The 23,260-nt window shown below is 52.5% G+C and carries 15 protein-coding genes and 1 tRNA gene; 8 read left to right on the forward strand and 8 right to left on the reverse strand.

Features of this window, described 5'->3' with window-relative positions; all coding sequences use genetic code 11:
* Nucleotides 1-233 precede the first annotated feature (233 nt).
* From FYZ48_RS18065 to FYZ48_RS18080, 4 genes are all read left to right on the forward strand, one after another.
* Nucleotides 234-2,000, forward strand: a complete 1,767-nt coding sequence (locus FYZ48_RS18065) for a flagellar basal body P-ring protein FlgI (RefSeq protein ID WP_149342897.1) — start codon at nt 234-236, stop codon at nt 1,998-2,000.
* Between the two features lie 119 nt (nt 2,001-2,119).
* Entirely contained in the window at nt 2,120-2,968 is an 849-nt protein-coding gene (locus tag FYZ48_RS18070; protein ID WP_149342899.1) for a sterol desaturase family protein, read from the forward strand.
* Between the two features lie 671 nt (nt 2,969-3,639).
* A complete protein-coding gene (locus FYZ48_RS18075; RefSeq protein WP_149342902.1) occupies nt 3,640-4,986 on the forward strand; it encodes a DEAD/DEAH box helicase in 1,347 nt (448 codons plus the stop codon).
* A gap of 182 nt (nt 4,987-5,168) precedes the next feature.
* Nucleotides 5,169-5,366: a cold-shock protein gene (locus tag FYZ48_RS18080; protein WP_145037733.1), complete on the forward strand. Its 198-nt coding sequence runs from the start codon at nt 5,169-5,171 to the stop codon at nt 5,364-5,366.
* Between the two features lie 117 nt (nt 5,367-5,483).
* Here the strand turns inward: FYZ48_RS18080 and FYZ48_RS18085 are convergent, their stop codons facing one another.
* Both FYZ48_RS18085 and FYZ48_RS18090 read right to left on the reverse strand, forming a co-directional pair.
* Nucleotides 5,484-6,413 carry a DUF1559 domain-containing protein gene (locus tag FYZ48_RS18085; RefSeq protein ID WP_149342904.1) on the reverse strand — a complete coding sequence of 310 codons (930 nt, stop codon included), beginning with the start codon at nt 6,411-6,413 and terminating at the stop codon, nt 5,484-5,486.
* Between the two features lie 257 nt (nt 6,414-6,670).
* Nucleotides 6,671-7,693, reverse strand: a complete 1,023-nt coding sequence (locus tag FYZ48_RS18090) for a ferrochelatase (RefSeq protein WP_149342906.1) — start codon at nt 7,691-7,693, stop codon at nt 6,671-6,673.
* Between the two features lie 451 nt (nt 7,694-8,144).
* On the opposite strand from FYZ48_RS18090, the gene FYZ48_RS18095 reads away from it, so the two are divergent.
* Together FYZ48_RS18095 and msrA are read left to right on the forward strand one after the other, a co-directional pair.
* Entirely contained in the window at nt 8,145-9,350 is a 1,206-nt protein-coding gene (locus tag FYZ48_RS18095; protein WP_187782100.1) for an acyltransferase family protein, read from the forward strand.
* Between the two features lie 111 nt (nt 9,351-9,461).
* Nucleotides 9,462-10,193, forward strand: a complete 732-nt coding sequence (gene msrA / locus FYZ48_RS18100) for a peptide-methionine (S)-S-oxide reductase MsrA (RefSeq protein ID WP_149342911.1) — start codon at nt 9,462-9,464, stop codon at nt 10,191-10,193.
* Nucleotides 10,194-10,223: 30 nt separating this feature from the next.
* On the opposite strand, the gene FYZ48_RS18105 is transcribed toward msrA, so the two are convergent.
* Nucleotides 10,224-11,450, reverse strand: coding sequence for a GNAT family N-acetyltransferase (locus tag FYZ48_RS18105; RefSeq protein ID WP_149342913.1), 1,227 nt, complete (start codon nt 11,448-11,450; stop codon nt 10,224-10,226).
* A 496-nt stretch (nt 11,451-11,946) separates the two neighbouring features.
* Entirely contained in the window at nt 11,947-12,150 is a 204-nt protein-coding gene (locus FYZ48_RS18110) for a YqaE/Pmp3 family membrane protein (RefSeq protein ID WP_145037721.1), read from the reverse strand.
* Between the two features lie 840 nt (nt 12,151-12,990).
* Here FYZ48_RS18110 and FYZ48_RS18115 point away from each other — a divergent pair.
* On the forward strand, nt 12,991-13,806 hold the full coding sequence (locus FYZ48_RS18115; protein WP_149342915.1) for a hypothetical protein: 816 nt from the start codon (nt 12,991-12,993) through the stop codon (nt 13,804-13,806).
* Nucleotides 13,807-15,124: 1,318 nt separating this feature from the next.
* On the opposite strand, the gene FYZ48_RS18125 is transcribed toward FYZ48_RS18115, so the two are convergent.
* A tRNA-Ile gene (locus tag FYZ48_RS18125) sits at nt 15,125-15,198 on the reverse strand.
* 272 nt (nt 15,199-15,470) lie between these two features.
* Between FYZ48_RS18125 and FYZ48_RS18130 the strand changes: the two genes are divergently transcribed.
* Nucleotides 15,471-16,556 carry a sialidase family protein gene (locus FYZ48_RS18130; RefSeq protein ID WP_198422241.1) on the forward strand — a complete coding sequence of 362 codons (1,086 nt, stop codon included), beginning with the start codon at nt 15,471-15,473 and terminating at the stop codon, nt 16,554-16,556.
* Here FYZ48_RS18130 and FYZ48_RS18135 read toward each other — a convergent pair.
* The 3 genes from FYZ48_RS18135 to FYZ48_RS18145 form a co-directional block, all read right to left on the reverse strand.
* Entirely contained in the window at nt 16,553-18,625 is a 2,073-nt protein-coding gene (locus tag FYZ48_RS18135) for a CehA/McbA family metallohydrolase (RefSeq protein WP_149342917.1), read from the reverse strand. The two genes, FYZ48_RS18130 and FYZ48_RS18135, sit on opposite strands and share 4 nt — an antisense overlap.
* 54 nt (nt 18,626-18,679) lie before the next feature.
* Nucleotides 18,680-22,195, reverse strand: coding sequence for a PVC-type heme-binding CxxCH protein (locus FYZ48_RS18140; protein ID WP_149342920.1), 3,516 nt, complete (start codon nt 22,193-22,195; stop codon nt 18,680-18,682).
* A gap of 110 nt (nt 22,196-22,305) precedes the next feature.
* Nucleotides 22,306-23,157 carry a 3-keto-disaccharide hydrolase gene (locus FYZ48_RS18145; RefSeq protein WP_187782101.1) on the reverse strand — a complete coding sequence of 284 codons (852 nt, stop codon included), beginning with the start codon at nt 23,155-23,157 and terminating at the stop codon, nt 22,306-22,308.
* Nucleotides 23,158-23,260 lie beyond the last annotated feature (103 nt).

Consider the following 23,260-nt stretch of genomic DNA (forward strand, 5'->3'; position numbering starts at 1 on the left):
GGGGCGATTCATCTCATTTTCCCATTAGTGAAATCACATATTTCAGAGCCGGGCACTGTACAGATTCCGTAATGAAAGAAACCCGCAAAATGGAATTCCTCTCATCCAGGCTTCCCATCTTGACTCAGATCTGGTTTTCCCATAAGGTCCCCGCTCCTCTCTCTCAATTCTTGCAGTTTTGCACATATTCCACTCCTATCACTAAGCCTGTCTAACCTCGGCTGAGGGAAACTATGCGCTATTTAAAATTCTCCGTCCTCTCAGGCATCGCACTGTTCGCAGTCGGTATGTTTTTCCTTTCACAGACCATTCAGAATTTCCTGGGTTCTGATGACTCAGCGGAACAGGTCGCCAGTGAATTGGAACTGGAAGCAACGCTCTCCGAACCAGCGCCCTTCCCTGACCTGAACCTCGATTTTCCAGCCGGCGAACTCCCCGACATGGACAGCGACAAACAGGCTGATGCCCCACCCGCGCCTCTCGCAACAGCTCAGGCGAAAGCAGCACCGACCGAGGACCAACCCCCCGGAGCCTCGGAGGCTAATCAGGAAATCTTCCCCGGACTGAATATCCTGATGCTGACCCAGACCACACGAGAACAGCGCACCCGGCTACTTGAAGAACTCTTGAAGCTCGACGCGGATCTGGTCCAGCAGGTCGTCCAGAACAGTAATTCTCAGAAACCGGCGCAGGCCCATATCAGTACTGTCCAGCAGGTCGCGATGACAGGCCCTGCCACCACCAATGCCGTCTCTGCTGCCTTTGCCCAACCGGGGCAACAGACGCCACCAATGGATTCCGCGGTACTCATTCAAAAAGACACTCCCACACAGATCATTGCCAGCTATCGTGGCGTCACTCTGAAAACCCAGGGAAAACCACTCCAGAGCGGCAGACTCCATCAGAAAATTCAGGTCGTCCCCCAGCATGCAAATCTGCTGTTCTCCTCAACCGTCTTAAGTCAAAACCTGGTTGCCCTGGATCTGCCGGCTGAACTTCCCCCGCCCGAAACCAGCGCCGCCACACCAGTAATCAAACTGGGCCAGATGGGAGAATTCCAACCAGCAGAAATCATTAAGCTCACAGGCGCCGGACTGGTGGTCGGATTGAATGGAACCGGCGATCAGAACATTCCCCCTGAAGCCATCCGGGCCTTAAAATCATCGATTGCAGCGATGAAGATTAACCTGCAGGATATTAAATCCCCCCTGCAGGCCGGCAATATCGCCAATGTCTCCATCACGGTTTACATCCCCAGCCAGGGAGTCCAGCCCGGACAACAGGTGGAATGTTATGTCAACGCGAACCAGCCGGAAGTCAATTTAACCGGTGGCTACCTGCTGCCGACAGCGGTCGCCGTAGAGGGTTCTAATCAGAAAAAGGTCGACGCGCTGATTGTCGGTCCGGTCCGTACCGATCGCAGCCGGAACCAGGCACAGGGATTAATCGAAAATGGAGCCCAGATCCGTTCTGCCATCACTCCCCGTCTGGTCACCGGACAGGGCATTCCGCATCTGAAATTCTTCCTGAACGCCTCGCTGTATGATCCCCAGACCGCTCGGCTGGTCGTGCAACAGATCAATCGCTTCCTGGCTGCCAATATGGTCAATACTTCGAAAGCCATGCTGCAGTCCTCGGGGCTCGTCATGATTTCACTGCCTGATGCGAATCCTAACTATGCTCAGCAGCTGGCAACACAGTTGTTGAATGTCGAGATCCCCCAGCAGTCCCCCGGCAGTTCTGACCAGCGGCCGGAAGTCATCATTGATACAGCATCTGCCCGTATCGAGACACGCGGTACCGTCCTCCTGCAGCCGGCACGGCTTCAGTTTCCGGACCTGATGCTGGAAATTTCTCCAGGCTCTCGAGGCGGCGCCACTCGTCTGGATGATCTGCTGGCACTCTGCCAGCAGTTACAGTTACCACGCCAGCAACAGGTGACCCTGGTGAGAACACTTCAGCAACAGGCAAAAATCCAGGCGAACTATCACGAGCAATAAGAAGTCCCTTGTCTCTACTGGTTCGTACTGAGAAAATAGAGGGAGCAGACCACCAGCGGGGCTGGTCTGCACGCCCCGGTTCAGATCCGGCCGTCATTCAGAAATGAACCTCAGCCCTCATGCTTGCCGACCTCTCAGCGTCCGAACTACTCTCACTCTTCTATTTCAGCACCCCGGTTGTGTTGCTGGCATTGCTCTGGAGCTGGGAAAGCTGGGCTGCCTTCAAACCATTCCGGGGAGAAAGCCGTTATCGGCACGCCTTTTACAACCTCTCTCTGGCAGTATTGAATTCTCTGCTACTCGGGCTGCTGTTTGGCTCGATCGTAGAGGCAACCTCGGCCTGGACGATGCAGCATCAATGGGGGCTGCTCCACCAGGTGCCGCTCTCTCCCTTCTGGCAGACTTTGTGCGCGATTCTGCTCCTGGATGCCTGGATGTTCTGCTGGCACTGGATGAATCACCGCATCCCGGTTCTCTGGCGGTTTCATCGCATGCACCACAGCGATCCTGCTATGGACGTCTCCACTGCCACCCGCTTCCACTGGGGTGAACTGGGAATTTCCACTCTCCTGCGTCTGCTATTAATTCCGCTGCTGGGTCTGCAGTCCTGGCAACTCGTCCTGTATGGCATTCTGGTTTTCCTCTCCACGCAACTGCACCATGCGAACATTTCGCTGGGACGGGCAGACCGTTTCTACCGCTGGCTGTTTGTCTCTCCGGACATGCATAAAATTCACCACTCGCGGCTGCCGCAGGAAACAAACTCGAATTATTCCACCATCTTCTCCCTCTGGGATCGACTGGCCCGCACGTACCGTATGCGCCTGGACCTGAAGACCATCGACTTCGGTTTACCCCACTTTGATCAGCCCCAGTGGCAGACTCTGCTCGGCATGTGGAAGACACCTTTCAGCAGGCCGCCGGTCCTTCCGGGCGAGCAGGGTCCAGAGGCGGAAACAATTGACTAATCGGTAAATTCGGTGTCAAATCACCTGTCTTCCTCCTCAGATAGTTTCCCTCGATTCTGGGATTATCAAAAATGCCTCTAGGCAAAGAGATCCAGGCAGGGTATACTGTTGCGTGACTTCAAGGTGTTTTTCTCGATCGAACTGAGGGAACAACCATGTCACCCTGGTCAGAACAAAGCGAGTAACGATCTACAGAAATAGATTCGTTTTCTGACCTGTGAGGGTCTTAATACAGAGCTGGAACCTCTCGTAACCCTCTCTACTGTGCGAGTTTACCTGTTGCACACTCCTGCTGCCAACCTCGGTTGTGTTGACCGCTGTCGAAAGCTGCCGCGTCGTTGTGGACGCATTGAATTCCGTGATTTTCTTGTTTGTCCGGAGTTCCCACAGAAGCGACGTTTGCTTTTGGTACCGCTGGTCCCAACCCGCCTAACCTGAGCGAAACTGGAAGAGCCAGGTATTTTCCTCCGCTCTCCAGCAAGTCCCGTCGATTTGCACTGTCGCCGACCGGTTCAGCTGATCTCCTCTCACGGAACATCAACTGCAGCCCCTGAAAATACATTAGGTCTAAATAGACTAAAACAGGCCCTGCCCTTGACTGAATACTGCCAACCACAGATTCACTTGCACAACACACCGACGGGCCTGCAACAATTCCCTAAGGAAAACCATTGAAAACATTCAAAGAGATTGAACTGATCGCACCAGTCCAACGAGCACTGGTCGAAGAAAATTACGAGACCCCGACTCCTATCCAGGCACAAACCATCCCCTCCGCACTAGAAGGACATGATATTCTGGGATGTGCGCAGACAGGAACCGGAAAAACAGCTGCTCTGGCATTACCCATCCTCAATCACCTGGGAAAAAACAATCGCAAAGCGAAGCCACAACGTCCCCTGGCACTGGTCCTGGCCCCCACACGGGAACTGGCCATTCAGATCGGCGACAGTTTCGACGCTTATGGCAGACACCTCAAACTGCGTCAGTTGCTGATCTACGGCGGTGTCAGCCAGAAAAATCAGGTGAAAGGCCTGAGTCGTGGCGCCCACATCGTGGTTGCCACACCGGGACGCCTGCTGGACCTGATGAACCAGGGTGAAATCCATCTGGATCAGCTGGAAGTCTTTGTCCTCGACGAAGCCGATCGCATGCTCGATATGGGCTTTCTGCCGGATCTGAAAAAGATCATCAGCCAATTGCCGGAGAAACGACAGTCACTGTTCTTCTCAGCGACCCTGGCCCCCAAAATTAAGGAACTGGCCCAACGCCTCCTGAAAAACCCGGTCAGTGTAAATGTGACTCCGAAACAGAGGAGCGTCAAGAAAATCCAGCAGCAGCTGATATATGTGGAACGGAATGGAAAGCAGACCCTGCTGCGAAACATTCTGGCCGACTCTGCCGTGGATCGAGCACTGGTCTTTATGCGAACCAAGCGTACTGCCAACATGCTGTCAAAACGACTCACACAGACCGGCGTTCAAGCAGCTGCCATCCATGGGAATAAATCTCAGTCGGCACGTCAGCAGGCACTCGAGGCATTCCGCAACCGCAAAATCCAGGTGCTCGTCGCGACCGATGTCGCCGCCCGGGGAATCGATATCGAAGGTATCACTCACGTGATCAACTACGATCTCCCGGTTGAACCCGAAGCCTACGTGCATCGCATCGGCCGCACCGGACGTGCAGGGGCTGAAGGAATTGCCATCTCCTTCTGCAGCGACAGCGAACGAGGCGAACTGCGGGCCATCGAGAAACTGATCGGCCACAAAGTTCCCGTTTCCAAAGAACACCGGGCTCCTCGCGCACAGAAGAAGAAAGGCGACGCCCTGCCAGAACCGACTCCCCGACAGAGGAGCAAAGGCAAAAACAGACAGACTGTGGAGGGAACAGAAACGGCTTCGCGCAACCGCTTTCGACGCAAGAAATCAGCGAAGTCAGCAGCGAGTAAACTACAACAGGAACCTAAACGCACCAAGTGGCGTCGTCTGAAGCCACGTGCCAGTCAATCAAGCTGAAATACACCCTGATACAGATACAAAGATACCTGGTCCCGTTGGACCAGAATACGGAATTACAACAGGCCCGTCAGAGACTCTGACGACCGCCTGAATCAATGCGAACACTCTTGCAGTCTGGGGACGCGAATGTTTCACCTCACCTGGCCTGTAACATTTTTTAAAAGTACTGGATGAATATCATGTCAGAAGGAACCATCAAACGGCTCACAGACAAAGGCTTTGGCTTTATTGAAGACGGAAGTGGAAAAGATGTCTTCTTCCACAGTTCTGCACTGTCAGAAGCCCGTTACGATGAACTCACCGAAGGTCAAAAAGTCTCGTTCAATATTGGACAGGGACCTAAAGGTCCTCGCGCTGAAAACGTACGCGTAATCTGATGCGTGCTTAAGACTGAGTCGGAAGCCTCAATCAAATGACAAACAGCACCACCGGCATTTCGCCAGTGGTGCTGTTTTTTTGTCACGAATATCACTGAATGCTCAGAGCAAGGGAGCTTAAAACTCGCCTAATACCTGACCATCCTTTTTATTTCCGAGGTTCTGGAACGTCCCGCGGTCAATGTTGGAAGAGATGAACCGCACGGCACCATCGGCCAGCAGGGCATGTACGCCACCCACATGATAGCTGCGGGCAAAGTTATACTTTGTCCCGGTATTCACGACGCAAGGCGAAAGCGGGAAGGTGGTTGACTTACAGGCATAGTTCTGGTCGGCAACCGGGGTATTGGGGGTCTCGCGAGTTGTGAAAGTCATCTCACCATGAGCACCACCGATTCCGTAACATCCCGGGCAACCCCAGTAGGTAGTCGAAGCGGTGTTTCCGCGAATGATAATCTCCGAAACCATAATCGTATTCGAAGAGCCATCCTTCAGGTCACGAATCTTAGTATTCGAGTTATCAGCGAAGACTCCATTCAGATTGGCCCCCGTTGTCGTCGCTTCATTGCCTGCGCAACCGATATAACTCCCCTGCGAACGGCCCAAAGAATCGGCATTTCCCGGAGTGGAAGGATCCGAGGGGCACAGATAGACCGGTACCACGGCTTTATAAATTTCCGGATCCGTCACCAGATGGACGTGGCTTGCCGTATTGGCGGAGTACTTATTGTATAACGGAGCCTGGTCTACAAAGGGCAGAATCTGATGTGCCCAGGTATCACGCCAGTGATAAGTGCCGTAAGGAGCAGATGAATTGTAGTTTCCGGACCTGACTTCCATATGACCGTAAGGAAACAGGCGATGCGTATCGTGATAGTTGTGCAGTGCGATACCGATCTGCTTCAGATTATTCTTACAGGTCGACCGGCGGGCCGCTTCACGTGCCTGTTGCACAGCGGGCAACAGCAGTGCGATGAGGATCGCAATAATAGCAATCACAACCAACAACTCAATGAGGGTAAATCCTCGCTTGGTAGACACAGACATTCCAACTCCTGTAACTCGGTAGGACAAGACAGTTCAATAACAACTGGATTGATAAATCGGTAAGTGAGTCTGCCTGGCAGGATGTCTGGAGTAGACTTCGGCAGGGTGGGCGCGCTTACTCAAAACTTACATTTGTTAAGTATTTCTCACAAGTGAGGCTTTGACAAGCTCAGTCCAGCATGGATGCTGCCGGAATTCAAAAATCTTCTGTACACTTCAAGCGTGAATGGTGTCTCTACTTCAGTTCTTATCTGAGATCACTGTTTGATTTCAGTCACCCTGAGACAACAGTCCACCGGACAGACATCATGGTTCGGCCCCAATGTCCCCAAGGCGGGCCGCTCATCTGTACCGCTGATGCGTTCTTCGATTAATTCGCGAATCATTGTGATGAAGCGGGGATGGACTCCCACGGTCTTTGCTCGGGCAACATTGATGCCAACTTCACTGCCGACCTGTTTCGCCTCTGTGTCCAGGTCGAACAGCACCTCCATGTGGTCGGAAACGAATCCGATTGGAATAATGACGACATCCTGAACCTCTCCCTGCAGCCCCAGCTCGGTGATAAAATCACAGATATCGGGTTCCAGCCAGGGTTGATGTGGCGGACCGCTGCGGCTCTGGTATACCAGGTGCCAGGGGTGCGTTCCCAATCGTTCACTCACCAGCTGAGCAGCGTCTTTCAGCTGGGTTTCATAGCGACAGCCCGCAGCCATCGCCAGGGGAATACTGTGCGCAGAAAACAGTATTGTCGCCTGTTCCCGGCGTTCTTCCGGAATCTCGGCCAGTGCTTCCCGGGCGCGATCAACGGTAGCCTCGATAAATCCGGGATGATTAAAGAACATCCGCAGCTTATCGACTTCGGGCGCCCCATCCCCAACCGCTTCCTGAGCCCGCTGGATATCTTCCCGGTACTGCCGACAACCCGAATACGAGCTGAATGCCGAGGTGAAAAAGCCCAGAGCCCGCTGAATGCCATCCTGTTTCATCTGTGCCAGCGTATCCGTCAGTAGGGGATGCCAGTTCCGGTTTCCCCAGTAGATGGGGAGTTGTGGCCCGTTCGCAGCCAGTTCCTCTTCGAGTGCCGCGATCAGGGCCCGGTTCTGCCCGTTGATCGGACTCACTCCACCGAACTGCTGGTAATGCTCCGCGACCTCCAGCATCCGCTCCCGGGGGACATTCTTGCCCCTGAGCACATTTTCCAGAAAGGGAATCACATCGTCAGGCCCTTCCGGCCCCCCGAAGGAAACTACCAGAATCGCGTCATATTCGTTATTCATTCAGGATGTCTCTACTTGTCTGGTTGGCAAAGCCTGCATCGGTCGCTGCTGAACCGATGGTCTGTCTTTCCTGCTATCCATCTCATCATAGCAACTTCTCTCCGTTGTAGTCAGCCTGCATCAGATGACTACTCCCGTTCCCACAAGAATTGTCTCGCTGCTCCGTGTTTTCGCCCGTTTTCCAGTCCATTCCGTAGTCCCCAGCATGCCGCTTCCTGATTTTCATCCTGCTGAACACCCTGTTGCTTTTTGGCAACAAAATTGCGCATCACTCAGGAGTGGTCTGCCCATTGTTTCGATTCTACCGGATAGTTGATCAACTGTGGGTAGCAGCCTGAGTATTTCCCTGCTGCCACTGAAAATTACCCGTTCTAGATCAACTTCGATGGATATATATAAGCATACCCGCCGCGTATCACAAACTGTCCACAACCATTACAGGCACTCCTGGATGAACTCACCCTCTGTTCTCAGCGCGGTGGAACCGGTCGAAGTATGCACGGCATCTGATTCGTCGCGGTCCTCAGCCCCCCGTTTTTACTATATGGACTCCATGCGATCCATCCTGATGATGCTGGGAGTCGTCCTGCATGGGGCATTGATTTACTCTGCCACGGATCACTGGATCGTCTCCGATTCCCATAACTCGATCTTCTTTTCGCTGCTCGATTCGGTCATACACGTATTCCGGATGCCGACGTTCTTCATCATTGCCGGCTTTTTCTCGATGATGAGCCTGCAGAAATACGGCATTAAAGTCTTTACCCAGGTCCGGCTCGTTCGCATTGTCGTCCCCCTGTTAAGCACAGCGTTGATCGTCAATACGCTGGAGCTTTATTTCCGCACGACCGTACTGCACCACGAGCCGATGTCGTTGGGGCACTTCCTGACACGGGTCCTGCCCCAACTCTGGTTGAGTGGGCAGTGGGTCTCACATCTCTGGTTCCTGCTGACGCTCCTGCAGTTCTTCGCAGTTGGGATCAGCCTGTTTTTGATCGGCGGCTACCTGCCGAAATGGACGCAGATGCGTCCGCTGGTCGCTGGTATTCGTAAAAACTGTTATTTCCTGCTGCTGATCCCCTGTGCCGATCTCCTGTGGAACGTTGCTGCCAAAATCGCTCCGAATATCTTTCACGGCTCCCTCTGCTGTGGCCTGTTGAATCTGGAAGACTTCATCACCTTCCTCCCCTACTTTCTGCTGGGACTCTGGTTATTCAAGGACAAAACGCTCCAGGACGAATTCCATCGTATCGCCCGCTGGGAGTGGGGCATGCTGCCTCTGGCGGTCCTCGTGTATTACCTGGAAGAGAATGCCCATGGTTTTAATACAGAAAGCCTGCTCCGCATCTATTCCTTCGGCGTCATATGTGCCCTCGCCAGTCATATCTGTTACGTTCTGTTTTATCGATTCATGAACCGGGACTCGCGTGTTTTCCGCTATCTCTCAGATGCTTCCTATTCAATTTATCTGTTCCACCATATCTGCGTGGTGATCTTTGGGTATCTGTTGCTCAGTTCCACGATTGCCATCAGTTACAAATTTCTGGCAGTAGAAATCGCCACGTTTGCGGTCACACTCTCTCTGCACCATTTTCTGATTTTAAGGATCCCGGTCCTGCGGTTTCTGTTTAATGGAAAAAGGACTGCCCGCTCCTGAAACAGGTTTCACCCTGTCCCTGCCCGGTCGGATTGCCTAAAATGAATTCAGTCGCTTAGAATATGACAGACTGCTTTCATTCAGGCACTTTCGTAAAGGGATTTTACTCCAATGACGTTCTCACAACTGCCTCAGCTGGCACTGGTTGTCTTATCGATCGCTACCCTCTTCACACTGCTCACCGCCTGTGAAAATTCCATCTCCAAAGAAGACCGCCCCGTAGCGATCGCCGAAGAACAGCCCGAATCGGAAGTAAAAATGGTCGCCCACGAAGCAGATGACGGTCTGGAAGTCGTTACCCTCGGCTCAGGCTGCTTCTGGTGTACCGAGGCGGTTTTCCGCGAACTCAAAGGGGTCAAGTCTGCCGTCTCCGGCTATTCGGGAGGCGCGGTCCCCAACCCGACTTACAAAGCCGTATGTACCGGCACCACCGGTCACGCAGAGGTCATTCAGGTCACCTTTGATCCTGAAGTGATCCCCTTCACTGATATCCTCAAAGTCTTCTGGGAAACACACGACCCGACCACGCTCAACCGTCAGGGAGCAGACGTGGGAACGCAGTATCGCTCCGCTGTCTTCTATCACAATGAGAAGCAGAAAGAAGAAGCAACCGCTTACAAGAAACAACTCGATGAATCAGGACAATTCAAAAGTCCCATCGTCACTGAAATCACCGAGTTCCAGAAATTCTATCCCGCGGAAGACTACCATCAGGACTATTTCAAACTGAATCCCAACCAGCAGTACTGCCAGTTCGTGATCCGTCCCAAACTGGAAAAGTTCCGCAGCAAGTTCAGCGAGAAACTGAAATCCGAAGAGAACACCAAAGAGAAGTCAGAATAAGTCACTCTGACAATGAGACGACATGACGTCTCAGGCCTTTGATCCACTCTTCACACTTTCAGAGGGAATCCCCGCCAGGGCTTCCTGCTTACCCGGAGTGGGCAGGGACGGATTGTCCTGGAATTCGGGATCCGGAGCTTCTCCACTGGAGAACCGGTCACGAAACCAGCCGGCCACCTGATGACTCAGTTTGAGTACATTCGCAATCGGCGAAGTGGGCGAGTAGTACACGTAGCGATAGACATTGTCCATCGAGGTGTACCAGTACTTCTTGGCACCGACTGCCCCATAACCCATATCCATCACCTGGTCACCGCGGTCCATACTGTCGTGCAACAGGCGTCCGATCAGCAGACGCCCCAGGCCGTTGCTGGAAAGTTCGGAATCGTAACCCATCCGAATTCCATCAAGATACCCGTTGAGATGATAATTATAACAGAACGCAGCAGGTTTACCGGAAAGGTAAATCAGATTCAGGTCGACTGCTCCCGCCCGGATCGCACTCGCATACGAATCGCGAAAGAACTGTGATACCTTTTCATGCGTGATCGTCGTTCCGCTGGTAGATGACCCCTGCCAGCTCTTAAGCGCGATCTGTTCGCACTGTTCGTACAAATCCCAGCGCGGATCTGCCTCTCCCCGGGCTTCTCCCCCCGGACGGTAACGAAAAAATTCGATATCTCCATCCTCGGGCACCTTACGCTCAGCACGCAGATAGGTCTGTCGCGCCTTCTTGGGACGTGACTTGAGGTAGTCATCCCAGCTCTGATTCAGATCGATGAACATCGTCTGGTTCCAGAGAAACTTTTCAAATACCAGACCATTGGTTGCCAGTGCCCGTTCCGTCGCTCCCCGATCGAAACTGTCACTGTCCACACAGCGAAGATCAATCATGTCCCAGTCGCGCCGCGACTCAAGCAGGTATTGTAAAGCTGTGGTGAGTGTCTGCTCAGGACAGGCGGTAGATGGACCGTAAATGCTACCCCAGTCATCAAAAGGATATGTCACGATGCGACAGGTTCCGAATTTGGATTTGATCCGGCGGGTACACAACGGCACAATACCCGTTACCTCTCCCTCGTCACGAATCACGAGCACGCGTAATTTCTGATCTTCGGCAAAGTGGGTCCAGTAGTCCCGCAGCCATTCCAGCGAACGATAAAATGAACCACCCGGTGTGACTGATAACAGACGCGTCCAGTCCTGGTGATAGTCCAGTAATGCATCAATCTCATTCAGCTCGATCACATCCGACATGAATTTTCGGCCCTACAATTTCTCTCCGCTTCACTCTGCACTGGCGGTTGAGCCTTCTTCCCTGATCGCAGTTTCGTGCGGGAAACACCTCAATTTGAGTCAGCAGAAACTGTCCCCCGTTCCGAGCAGCGGGCAGCTTCCACACACGCTATGAACTTAGCCCACGTACAGTGCCCGACGAAAAAAATCAGATCTGAGAAACTGGAAACTCGCAGGAGAGCCGAGTTGACAGTCAGGTTATATCGGTTCTGAGAATGAAAAAGCCATCCGCAACTTTTACGACATTTTGATCATGTTAGCACAGTTAGCATGTACGATGCATGATCGCCTGAAATATGCGGTAAAACACTGTAGAGCAAATGCTGCAACAGCCCTCGATATGGAGGGATTCATCTGCTGTTCGCTGAAAGCAAGCCACTCAGCACACTGTCGACTCACAGCAGATCGTCAAGATTGTTGCACAGGTTTGAGAACCGGAGGTGAGTCGTTGCCGGCCTCACTCTTTCTTCTTATCTGCCGACATCGCCTCGACCAGCAGTCGATTTCGCTGGTCTGCTTTATATTCATTGACCACCATGATGGCATGAATCATTCCCGGCAGCCAGAACAGCAGGGTCAGTATGACGTTCAAGAGAAACTGGAAAGGCTTCCCCGCCAGCAGCACGGCCAGGGGTGGAATCACAACTGCCAGAAAATACATCTCACTCTCCAGTCTCACGAGTGCCCGAAGGACAGACTCCTGATTCACGAAATTTTAGAGACACAACCTTCTCACCAGAAAGCGAGAAAAAATAGGGCCGACAGGACTCGAAGCGCTCCGCCGAACCACAGTAAAGATAGTAGGTTACAAGATTCCTGAAATCAAGGCGGTGCGGAATCGGATGCAGTCGGAAACTTTGTACCGAGACTGAAAGACCGCGGACCGTTTCCAAGCGTCTGTTCAATCGGCTTATCGACCCGTTCTGTAGATTGGGAACGACGCTGGTTGCTTTAGCTTAGAAGGTCGGGGCACTATGGGGTTTGAAGCGTCGGAGGAATACTGCGAAATTGCTGCAAGTAGAATTTAAGCAGCCCAGCGGGCGATCTGCTTAAATTCAAGGGCCAGCTATAAAGCGAATCGCAAAGCTAAAAACAGACAGTGCCAATATGAAAACAGAACATTTGTGTTTTACAGATAATCAAACATGACAGGACTATACAAACAAATTAATGCATGTATACTATGAATCATATGTATCTCATTGGTTTTGGCAGCATTATTTTGTCTTTTGAAGTCACATTCTCCCTGGGAACTTCCTTAGTACTTTCAGTAATCATCTTTGATGAATGTTTCATTGCTTAAAGTTCGTCTCGAAACAATTTCAATCAAAGCGATTTTTTCTAACTGAGTCACACGCTGGAAAATATGACCTCAAGAACGAAAAACATGCAAACAGGGGCCATTTCTGTCAGCGAATTGGGATAAAAACACTCCCTCTTTCTGAAATGATGATTCAGAATTCGCGTGTCTTTAAAGTTTTTATTTAGGAAAGAGTTTGAGATGAATACGAAACATGTACTTTATGCATCGCTATTTGTCACTTTTGTCCAACTAGCCAATATTCAAAGTGCTCTCGCACAATATTACTTTGAACGAGATCCAGCGAGTTACGTGCTAGTAATGGACACAATGAACGCAAGTGTTACGATGTCGAATCCAATACATGTGGATCAAGGTTACTTCAGTAATGACTTTAGTGACTACAATTCTCTCTCTTCAAATTCAGGAATTCAACCTGCGATCGCTTCATCAACAACCTCAGAAAGCGCATCCCATATTGAAGTAGGCTTTATTCAAGCGTCTTCCAATACACAAATGACGTTTAACCCTGACTTAGTAGCCAATGGTCAGGTTTCTGCCCTTGCTATCAGTACAGTGATCGGCGCAATGGATACTGGGCCTTATAATTGTAATTATGTTAGACTTCGTACTCACTTTAGTGAGACAAGCGCATTGTCTTGGGGTAAGTTCACACTAAAAAATTCGCAAACTAATGCACCTCCAACACAAGTTAAATTAAAAATCAAACAGAGTTCTTCATTCGCATCGGATCCTGATTTTGCTTGGTATCCTGTACACAGTTTTTCGATTTATAAAAACGGATCATCGACACCATTATTATCGTCTTCTACCGCAGGAGAAGTGACATTTATAGATCCAGCCGCAAATCATGGTGACTATTACACTATTATCGGTGAAGTGACTGCATTTGGGGGGGCAGTGATACAGAGAAATTCACCACCGCCCTTTTCAATGCTCCTTTTTGGCGGTAGCTTAGAGGTAACTGGTGAAGCCGAAGTTTCAGTTGTTCCTTAATCATGTTTGAAGAGAATCTATTCTATTCAAAAGAATCGATTTTTATGCAGGAAGCAATTCACTTGATGGTGAATTGCTTCCTTTCATATGTGCTGTGTATAACCATCAAGAGTAAAAGCGAAACCTGAAAAGCTGTGCAATTCAAATACTTAATACCTGCGCTGTTCAAAGAGTAATCGAACAGCTGTAATTGAGCTAGTTCATCTGAGTTAAGTGATCCCCACTCCTGCTGACAGGATGTGGCCGCGTGCAACCCGCTGAAGGTGTTCGCGATTGTTTTTTTAATCCGCAATTTCTTTTCCGTAGTGAATCCGAGTTGTCACTCAAGGGACGATTAAATGTCTCAACGAATGCGCAGAATATTTAATAATCAACTTGTTATTTATGATCACAACTTCAAACTGAGAAATAAAAGAGCAAGGTTCATCAAAACTACAACAATGCGGCTAGGGAAAAGAAAGGTGGTTAGGATGAATACCACATTTACGAACCCCGCATGCGATTGTGCTTCCGAAAACGTCTCTGGAAGCGGCTTCGAATCCCCCAGCTGATCAACAACTACAGTTGATCAGCTGGCACAAAAGGCAGCTAACTGGGCATCCCGGGAGCCAGTGCAACCCCCTCCCATCGGTAACCCGAATCCTGATGAAGTCCTACGCGTTGACGCCCCCGTCACAACTGGCCGGTTTACCTGGTCAACGTGCATGAGGACTGGGAGCCGAATTCCTGGCGGTCCGTTCCGCCACATATTTCGATTTACAAGAAAGCCAAGACAGCTGCAGAGATTGCCACCATTCTCAACCAGGAGTACCTTGAACACAGCAAGGATGATCTAATCTCTCACTGGTACATTCGCGTTAGCGTAAACAGCAGGTATATCAACCTCAGCATGGCTCTACCGACCCGCTGGAAGCCTGAGAACGAATTCGACTTACCCCTGGCCTTCATTCGTATCGACGTTCCACGCCACCTGTGCCAGCAGATAGTCAGCGATTTGAATTACCAACTTGATCAGTGCGGGCTGGGCTCACGAACTGACCCAAACAATTCCAGAATCTGCGATCCAGCAGGGAGACTGAATTGGTTGACCAATTCCCGATTCAGACAGTTGTTTCCTGGCTGGGAAATTCGCCACAAATGGCAATGCAAAGTTATCTGCAGGTGAGAGAAACCGACTTCGAAAAAGCGGTGCAGAATCCGGTGCAGTACTCGTCGGATTTTGATGGTAAGGGCTCGCAAGCGAGTAATTCAACCAATGACCAATCTCACGGTGAATCAGGAGATTGAGAGCCCATACGAAGCAATTCTGAACAAAAAATAGGGCCGACAGGACTCGAACCTGTAACCAACAAATTATGAGTTTGCTGCTCTAACCGATTGAGCTACGGCCCCGAATTTGGTTTCTGACTTAGATTGGATCGTGCAGTTCAGCAGGGACATCAAACCTGAAATCGGCCAATGCATACCTGTGAACCGGGTGGCTGATAGCTTACTGGAGACTCCGATGAGTGTCAAAGCAACAGGCTGCGAAACACACGATCCTGTCTCACTTTCGGTCAAATGAGCCTCTCTGTTGATCTCTGACACCAGAGCGGGTAAACAGGATCGTAGCACAATCGACTTTTTTGAGATTTCCTCAGCCACTTCCGGGAGGCACGATTCGAATGGTTCAACGCACTTTGATCCCTGTTTTGAGTCTCTATCTGCTGCCTGGCCTGCTTCTGCTGTCCCTCGGTCTCACGACCACCCGGGCGGAAAAAGCCACTCCGTCTGCTCCCATCCGCGTCGGTACGGTCAAAGGAGGACACGTCCACCCTGCCCTCTGCCGCGCTGCCAACGGGGATCTGCTCGCCGTCTATAACGAAGATGGCGGCGGGGGAAAAGAACTACTCCTCTCCCGCTCGACCGATGGTGGGGTGACCTGGTCTACCAGTCGACCGATCCCCGTCATTAAAGACTGCTCCATCTATCCCGGTTCGCTGACCACTCTCCGCAGTGGCGAAATCGTTGTGCACTGGTCCTGCTATCGCATCGATGGTGAACGCCGCTGGCGGGTGCCTCAGTTCTGCACCTCACGCGATCATGGCGTCACCTGGTCCCCCGTCACCGAAATCCCCCTCGAAGACTACACCAACTATACCTGTTTGCGTCATCCGATTCTCGAACTCGACAGCAACCACTGGGTCTGCCCCTTCTATGATCGAACCGTGATCTACGACCGAACCTCCAGTTCCGTCACTCCCTTCGGCGACGGACGCAACCACGGCATGGTCCCCCTGGTCAGAACCGCGACAGGCACCCTCATCAGCGGAGCCCCGCAAAGCGAAGCCGCCGTACCGGTGGGCAAGCCGGGCCAGATGGTTTACGGCCTCCGCTCGACCGATCAGGGACAAAGCTGGCTGGCAATGCACAACCTCCCCTATTTCGGTGTTGCGGGCTACGACCTGAATGTTCTGAAATCGGGTGACGTCGTGCTTACTTCCATTCTGTACGGCGTTGGCCGCGATGACGAATGGGCTTACGAACTGACGCTCTCTCACGATGAGGGAAAATCCTGGGACACTGCGAACTCAGTTATCATTTATAATCCGGGGCGCCCCATCAAAGGTCGGGGCTGGCCCCGCACCGTGCAGATCGACGACCAGACGCTGGGGACACTGTTTTATGACCTCGATCCCAGGCAGCCGAATGGCCCCGGCGTCTTCTTCGTGCGCACGCCCCTGTCGGCCCTTCAGTCAGACAAACACTAGTTGCTTTGAAGCGCGATCTGACTCTTCCGCCAGGCAGCGCCATACAGGGCAAAGCCCAGCTGCACCGGTTCCGCCGCCTGTCTAAGTGCCGCAGTCAACTCTGGATCAAAGGGAGAAACACCACGCTGCCGCAACAAACTCGCGGCCTGTAGAATCACCGCCCGATCATATTTTGCCAGGCTCTTAAGTAACTCGGGCAAATTCTCTTCCTGCTGTTTCACCAGTCGTTCGGCATACACGACTGCCGGCGTACGCTGACCGTCGCCGTCCGCGTCAATCCAGACCGCCCCGGTCGAACCCACAACCTGCGACTTAAACTCCGGAGATTCCGGCTGATATGGCTGCGCCATCGGCCAGTAAGGAGCAGACACACCCGGTCCCGTCGCAATCGCCACCAGGTGACAGTCCTCGGAACGCGGCTCCAGTTTCCAGGTCCCCTGCCACTTTACGCCTCCCCCTGGCTTTGATGTAATCTCTTCGCTGCGGATGAGCTCTCCGTTCGCATACAGGTCGATTCGCTCCGCACTCACCCACGCCGGACCGGAGACTGTCAGCGAGACTTCCAGGTCTTTCGACGCAGGTACCAGTTCCCCGGGGCCATAGCGGCCATTGACCTTGATCCGCGTGAACAGCCCATAGGACAACAGTACTTTACCATCCACGAAATTCTGAATCGTCCGGGCGGCATCAATTTTCCCTGGATCCTCATCGTCCGCCTGAATGTAAGTCCGCGACTGCCCCACAATATACCGGCTCACATCGTGCGAATCGCTACACCCCACGGGCGTCAACATCACACCCCGGTTCAGTTCGCCGAACCAGTCGCGATACAGCTGTAGCACATCGGTCTGAGTTGCTCCCGAGTTGATGATCTCCATCGCATTCGCCCGGAGTTGCCAGTTCTTCAGACTTTCCCCCGTCAGACCAATATGGTTCTGCGGTCCGAAAGGTCGGTAATTGGAATGAATGTCGCGGGCGTGATTCAGAATTACCGCCTTCACGTTCGGCGTACCATAGATGCTCTTGAAAATCGCCTCCCAGCTCATCAGCTTATAATCAGGGATTGGTCCCCCCTCCTGCACGGAAAAGACATTGAAGTGTCCCAGCTTGGTCGTCACTTCATTGCCAATGACCGGCGTAAAATATTTCCGGACGTGCAGCTTGCGGGCCAGCGGATCGTAGTTGATCTGCTTGTTATGATCGGTGGCGATAGGAAACTCAATCTGCTCTCCGGCCAGCGTGATCATTCGCTCTTCCATCGAACAGTCGCCATGCCCGGAATGGGTAAACGTATGGATGTGCGTATCACAGCTGACATAGCCGCTCGTATCGACTTCGCGGTCGATCTTGAGGTTGACCTGTTTTGTTTCCCCCGCCTTGAGTTTGATTTGCTGCTCCGCCACACCATATTCAAATCCGCGACCGGCATAAATCGTATAGGTGCCCGCCGGCAGCTGGAACTGTGCCTTCCCCGTACTGGTATAAATCACACCAGTCCGCACCGCCTGTTCCGCATTCGACTCTGCCGACGTCGCCACCAGCGTTCCTGCTGGGTCAACAATGGTCAGCCGACTGGGCACGGGGTTGTTACTGTCCCCCTCAACGACACTCACAGAGACTGTGGCCCCTGACAGCACCCTGGATCGGTCTTCAGGAAACAGAACAATCTCACCCACGCGAATATCATCAGGTGTCAGTTTCCCCGACTGAAATATCCGTAACCGGTTTTCTCCCGCCTTTACCAGTCCCTCAGGGACCGGCAGCAGGAGCTGTTGATCGTTCTCATCCCGAGTCAGCTTGCCCAACACGACGCCGTTCAATTCTACATTCCAGCCCTGCTTTACATCCTGCTGTCGCAACTGCAAAGTGGATTTCCCCTGAACTGCTTCCGCCTTGAACGGGACCGACAGTTCCGTCTTGGGGGTTCCTTCCGGGAAGGTCGTCCATTCCCGTTCGCCTGAGTGCCGCAGATGCACCAGCTTCGACGAAATCACTATCGCATCATGGGCCGAGACCAGGCCGGTGCCCGCCAGCCAGCAGCACAGAGTCAGGATTTTCCAGTTCATCATTGAAAACGCTTCAAAAAAGAGAATGAAATTGTATGTGGAGCAACCGGAACAACATCAGCGATGGGCGGTTGCTTTCTTTGTACTCTGCAGCAGGTAGCCCAGCAGGTCATGCAGTTGCTGTGGGGTGAGGATCTCCAGCAGGTTGGCCGGCATCAGTGATAGGGGCGACTGTTTCTGTTCCTCGATCTCATCCTTCGCGATCTGAAATTCTTTCCCCTGGTTATCGACAAACACGATTACCGCTCCCTCTTCCCGTCGCTTGAGGCCTGTAAAGACGCGTCCTGCATCCGTGATCACGGTACTCGTGCGGAAATTGAGATCGACCGCACGATTCGGATCGAGCACGTCTTCCAGCAGTCGTTCCAACCCCCGGTTGCCGATCCCATCCAGTTGCGGCCCCACCAGGGCTCCTTTACCGTTCAGCTGATGACAGACCGCACAGTTCTTCTCAAAGACCGCCTTCCCGTTCTCGAGTGACAGTTCGAAACTGCCGTGCGACTGAAAATGTTTAGTAATCTGCTGCTGCGTCTCTTTGCCTCGGGGAGGCAAGCCGTTGATTAATTTTTCCAGACGTTGTTTGAGTCCGGGACTGCTCGACTGTTCGATCTGATTCCGGATAGTGGGGCTGCTCAACAGTCGCGGCGCAGCGATCCCTTTTTCCGCGAGGGTGAGTAACTGCTCACTCCCCCCGGCCTGTTGACAGAGCGCTTCGGCCAGTCGGGTTTGCAGTCGCCCTGGATAGGTCTTGAACGCCTGTTGCAACAAAGGTTCCAGCTGCGTTTCATTTCTTTGAATCACGGCTCGAATCACGCTGTTCTGAAACGAATCCGTTAAGGGAACCGATTCGACCGGGAGTGGGAACAGAGGCTGAAACGCTTCTGTCCCATCCAGTTTGATCAGGGCCTGAGCCAGTTCATCTTTCAGCTGGGGATCCAGACGCTCACGTGAGAGCCAGGCCGCCAGGTTCTCACGCTCGTCGTGCAATTGAAACGCCTTGACCAGCAGAGCTGCTGCCGACAGTCGTTGTAATTGCTGTTGCAGACCTTCGTGAGGTACGGAGACCACAGCAGGCTCAAATCGTCCGACCGCCAGCCAGGCATAAGCCCTCTCTGTGTCCCCATCGACGATTTCCAGAAAACCCTGTTCTCCTGACACATCTTTCAAATCCCAGTTCACTTTTTGTGCCAGATCATTGCGCGGCGCCAAGGCCTTCTTGAGCACACTCCCATCAGCTGATCGACGGAGTTGCACGTGATTCAAACCGTTATGGGGTTGCTTCGGGAAACCGGAATGCCCGGCAATATAAAACTCGAGTTGGTCAGGAATCTTGAAGTCCGTAGAAACCAGTCGGCCGGTAGTACGTTCTCCTGCGGGCAGACTACTGAAAAAAGAAGCTGCTTTGACACCATCTGCAGAATTACGCTGCTGAGTCTTCCAGGGATTTTCGGAGTATTTCTCTGACACAGGTAAATTCATCCATTGCAGCGGCTGATCTTTAACAGATTCCAGCAGTTGGGCTGCCAGCGCGGCTCCCCACTCCTGAAGCGCCTGATCGAACGCCAGTCCTTTCTGCTGATAGCCCTGCAGCACTGCTTTGATAATTTCCACCTGCAGATCGGGCTGACCAGCCAGTTTTGTTCGTGCCAGTTGAATTAGTGCCGACAGTTTCTCGGCCGACAGATAACGGACAATGTGACGAAAATAAGCCGGCAGATCGCCGGATGCCGCCGGTTCATCCTGCAGATAACGAATCAGATACAAGGCCGCCTGTTCGGTCGGAACCGCCAGCGAGAGTTCTGCCAATGTTTCCCTCTGCGAGGGATTCAGTGCTTCCCAGTCCAGCTTCTCCAGCAGGGCCGGTTCGCGGATCTGCAACATCAGCGCGCGGCGCACCACGTATTCCAGATGATTGTCTTCAGTCGGCACCCGGGCTTTGAGTGCAAACAGTGGCGACAGGTTATTCAGATTCGGGTGCAAGCCCAGCCCTTCCGCAGCCGCGCGCTGGACGAAGGCATTCTCATCCTGCAACGCGTGCACCGCCAGCAGGCGCTGCTGCTCTTTCCACGACTGCTTCTCGGCCAGCATCTTTGCGGTATGAATTCGTACCAGGTCATCCTGACTCTGCAGCCCCTGTTGCAGCAGTTCATCAGTCAGAGCACTGCGGCGGAACAGAATCCACATCGCATGCACAACAATCGTCGGTCGTCGGGCATCCACGACAGCCTGTTGCAGCGGCGCAATCACTTCGTCGCCGAACTGATCGGTCAGATAATCGGTAATCAACATCCGTGTCGTCAGGTTGGTTGACCCCAGCTCTGCGATCAGATCGGGAATACTCAACTTCGTATAATCTTTGAGCAGATGCTCCTTGCCGGTGGCGACAACCCGCCAGATCCGTCCCCGGTGGCGATCCCGTCCCGGATGATCCAGCGGTACTTCGTAATGGCCGATGATCTTGTTATAGAAATCAGCGACATAGATGGCACCATCTGGACCAAGTTGAACGTCCACTGGTCGAAACCAGGGATCGGTGGTCGACAGAAAATCGGGGTCTTCCTGCGCGATAATGGTCGAGCCGTGATAGACGGGAGTATTTCGGTTCAACCGGCTCGTCATCACATTACCGCTCAGAAAGTTACCCTGGTATTCCGCAGGAAACTGATCTCCAGAAACGACAGCCAGCCCCGCAATTGCGGTGGAACCATGCAGGTGCTCCATCATCGGTTTGACAAAACCAAGTCCGTCATGCGGCTTCCCGAAGCTCGGATAGTAACCGCCCCTTAAGATCTGGTAAATCGGCTTGGAGTGACAGTCCGCGGTAAACAGGTTTCCCTGCTCATCAAATGTGGAACCAAAAGGGTTCACCTGTCCGTGCGTGAAATGTTCAATGCGGGAACCGTCCAGCCGCATCCGATAGGTATTACCGGACTGCATTTCAATCGTGTGTCCATCGCTGCCGCTGACGCGGGTCTGATTGTTAAATCCGTGATTCGCATACAACCAGCCGTCAAAACCCCGGCGGAAGGAATTGTTCATGCCGTGCGTATCCCGTTCGAAACCCATCGGCCCGAACAGCTTTGTCACCCGGTCCGCTTTACCGTCGCCAACGGTGTCTTCATAAAACGAAATATCCGGAATGCTGAATGCAATCACGCCATTCTTGCAGGGATACAGACCGATGGGAATATTCAGCCCTTCCGCGAACGTCGTTACCTTGTCGTAGCGGCCGTCTCCATTTGTGTCTTCCAGAACTTTGATCGTATCCTTACCCGGTTTCCCATCCTTGGCCGGATACGGATACTCGGAAGAATCGGTTACCCACAATCGGCCGCGGATATCAAACGCCATATTCAGCGGTTTCTGAATCTCCTGTTCCGAGACCACCAGTTGAACTTCGAACCCGGGTGGGACGCTGAAACTCTTCTGTTCCGCCTGTGGCGTCAACGGGTCGGAGGGCCGAATGAATTCGCGGAAGGGATCTTTCTGTTCCTGGGCCATCAGGTCATAAGGCAGCCAGAGACTGAAAGCCCCCAACAGGCACAGCCAGGAAGTGCGGAACGTCTGCATCATTGTTGTATCACCTGCGCTGGATCAATAAAAATACCCGCCTGCTGTCTCATTAAACGAGACAGCCGACGGGTTCAATCCTAAATGATACATAAAGCAGAATCAATCTGTAGCTAATCAAGTTCCTTGATGTAAATATTACGGAACTGCATCAGACTGCTGGCCGGGCTGAAAGTGCCATCTTTAAGTTTCCCACCGTGATGCTGTAGCGCAATCGGTCCTTTTTCGGGCACGTCGGGCAGTTGGGCATTCTCCAGGACCATTTTGTTATTCAGGATCACGGTCAGACGATCCTTGACCATAATGATGATGAACTTGTTCCATTCGCCTACCGGATTGTCTGCGTTCACTTTGGGAGTCACACCGGCCCGGACTTCCGGAGCAACCGACTGATTGCGGCGGTACGAGTAAACTTCTCCCGATCCGATCGGCCAGCACCAGATATTCACCTGGGCCTTGGGAGTTCCCCGCAGATAGATGCCTGAATCAGCATTCGGCAGTTCAACAGTGATGACTTTGCCGTCCGCGTCTTTCAGTTCCGATCCATCTGACAGCACGATCGGAACTTTATACAGACCGGTCGTCTCTTTGATCCGCCATTCCATGCTCAAAATGAAATCGCCATATTCTTTCTCGGTCCAGAGATTCTTATCTCCCTTGGACTCACTCTGTGCGTCATAGTCGATGACACCATCTTCAACTTTCCAGTGCCCATTATCGCCTTCCGGCACTTTCCAGCCACTCAGATCTTTTCCGTTAAACAGCGATGTGTACCCCGGATGCAGTTTGTCTTCAGGTGGAATCTCGACAATCGCACCATCGGTAACCGAACCGGGTTTTACTTCCAACTGCTTTTTCGCCTGCTTCTCGACTTTGTTCTGAGCGGGCAGGCTTCCCTGAGAGAACAGACTCAAAGCAGCGCTTGCACTCAAAATTAATAACGACTTATTGAGCCGGATATTCATGTTTTTCCTTTTCCTGTTGTTGGGCGGGACACAGCAGGCTTCACGCACTGCCGGGATGATTCTCTCCTGCTATCCTATCGCATGCCTGTGCGCCTTCCCACCC

It is taken from the genome of Gimesia chilikensis (assembly GCF_008329715.1).
GTDB lineage: Bacteria > Planctomycetota > Planctomycetia > Planctomycetales > Planctomycetaceae > Gimesia > Gimesia chilikensis.

Excerpts from the sequence above, each read along its gene's own strand:
- FYZ48_RS18065 (WP_149342897.1), top strand. The coding sequence starts at position 234 with ATGCGCTATTTAAAATTCTCCGTCCTCTCAGGCATCGCACTGTTCGCA.
- FYZ48_RS18070 (WP_149342899.1), top strand. The coding sequence starts at position 2,120 with ATGCTTGCCGACCTCTCAGCGTCCGAACTACTCTCACTCTTCTATTTC.
- FYZ48_RS18080 (WP_145037733.1), top strand. The coding sequence starts at position 5,169 with ATGTCAGAAGGAACCATCAAACGGCTCACAGACAAAGGCTTTGGCTTT.
- FYZ48_RS18085 (WP_149342904.1), bottom strand. The coding sequence starts at position 6,413 with ATGTCTGTGTCTACCAAGCGAGGATTTACCCTCATTGAGTTGTTGGTT.
- FYZ48_RS18090 (WP_149342906.1), bottom strand. The coding sequence starts at position 7,693 with ATGAATAACGAATATGACGCGATTCTGGTAGTTTCCTTCGGGGGGCCG.
- FYZ48_RS18095 (WP_187782100.1), top strand. The coding sequence starts at position 8,145 with ATGAACTCACCCTCTGTTCTCAGCGCGGTGGAACCGGTCGAAGTATGC.
- msrA (WP_149342911.1), top strand. The coding sequence starts at position 9,462 with ATGACGTTCTCACAACTGCCTCAGCTGGCACTGGTTGTCTTATCGATC.
- FYZ48_RS18105 (WP_149342913.1), bottom strand. The coding sequence starts at position 11,450 with ATGTCGGATGTGATCGAGCTGAATGAGATTGATGCATTACTGGACTAT.
- FYZ48_RS18110 (WP_145037721.1), bottom strand. The coding sequence starts at position 12,150 with ATGTATTTTCTGGCAGTTGTGATTCCACCCCTGGCCGTGCTGCTGGCG.
- FYZ48_RS18115 (WP_149342915.1), top strand. The coding sequence starts at position 12,991 with ATGAATACGAAACATGTACTTTATGCATCGCTATTTGTCACTTTTGTC.
- FYZ48_RS18130 (WP_198422241.1), top strand. The coding sequence starts at position 15,471 with ATGGTTCAACGCACTTTGATCCCTGTTTTGAGTCTCTATCTGCTGCCT.
- FYZ48_RS18135 (WP_149342917.1), bottom strand. The coding sequence starts at position 18,625 with ATGATGAACTGGAAAATCCTGACTCTGTGCTGCTGGCTGGCGGGCACC.
- FYZ48_RS18140 (WP_149342920.1), bottom strand. The coding sequence starts at position 22,195 with ATGATGCAGACGTTCCGCACTTCCTGGCTGTGCCTGTTGGGGGCTTTC.
- FYZ48_RS18145 (WP_187782101.1), bottom strand. The coding sequence starts at position 23,157 with ATGAATATCCGGCTCAATAAGTCGTTATTAATTTTGAGTGCAAGCGCT.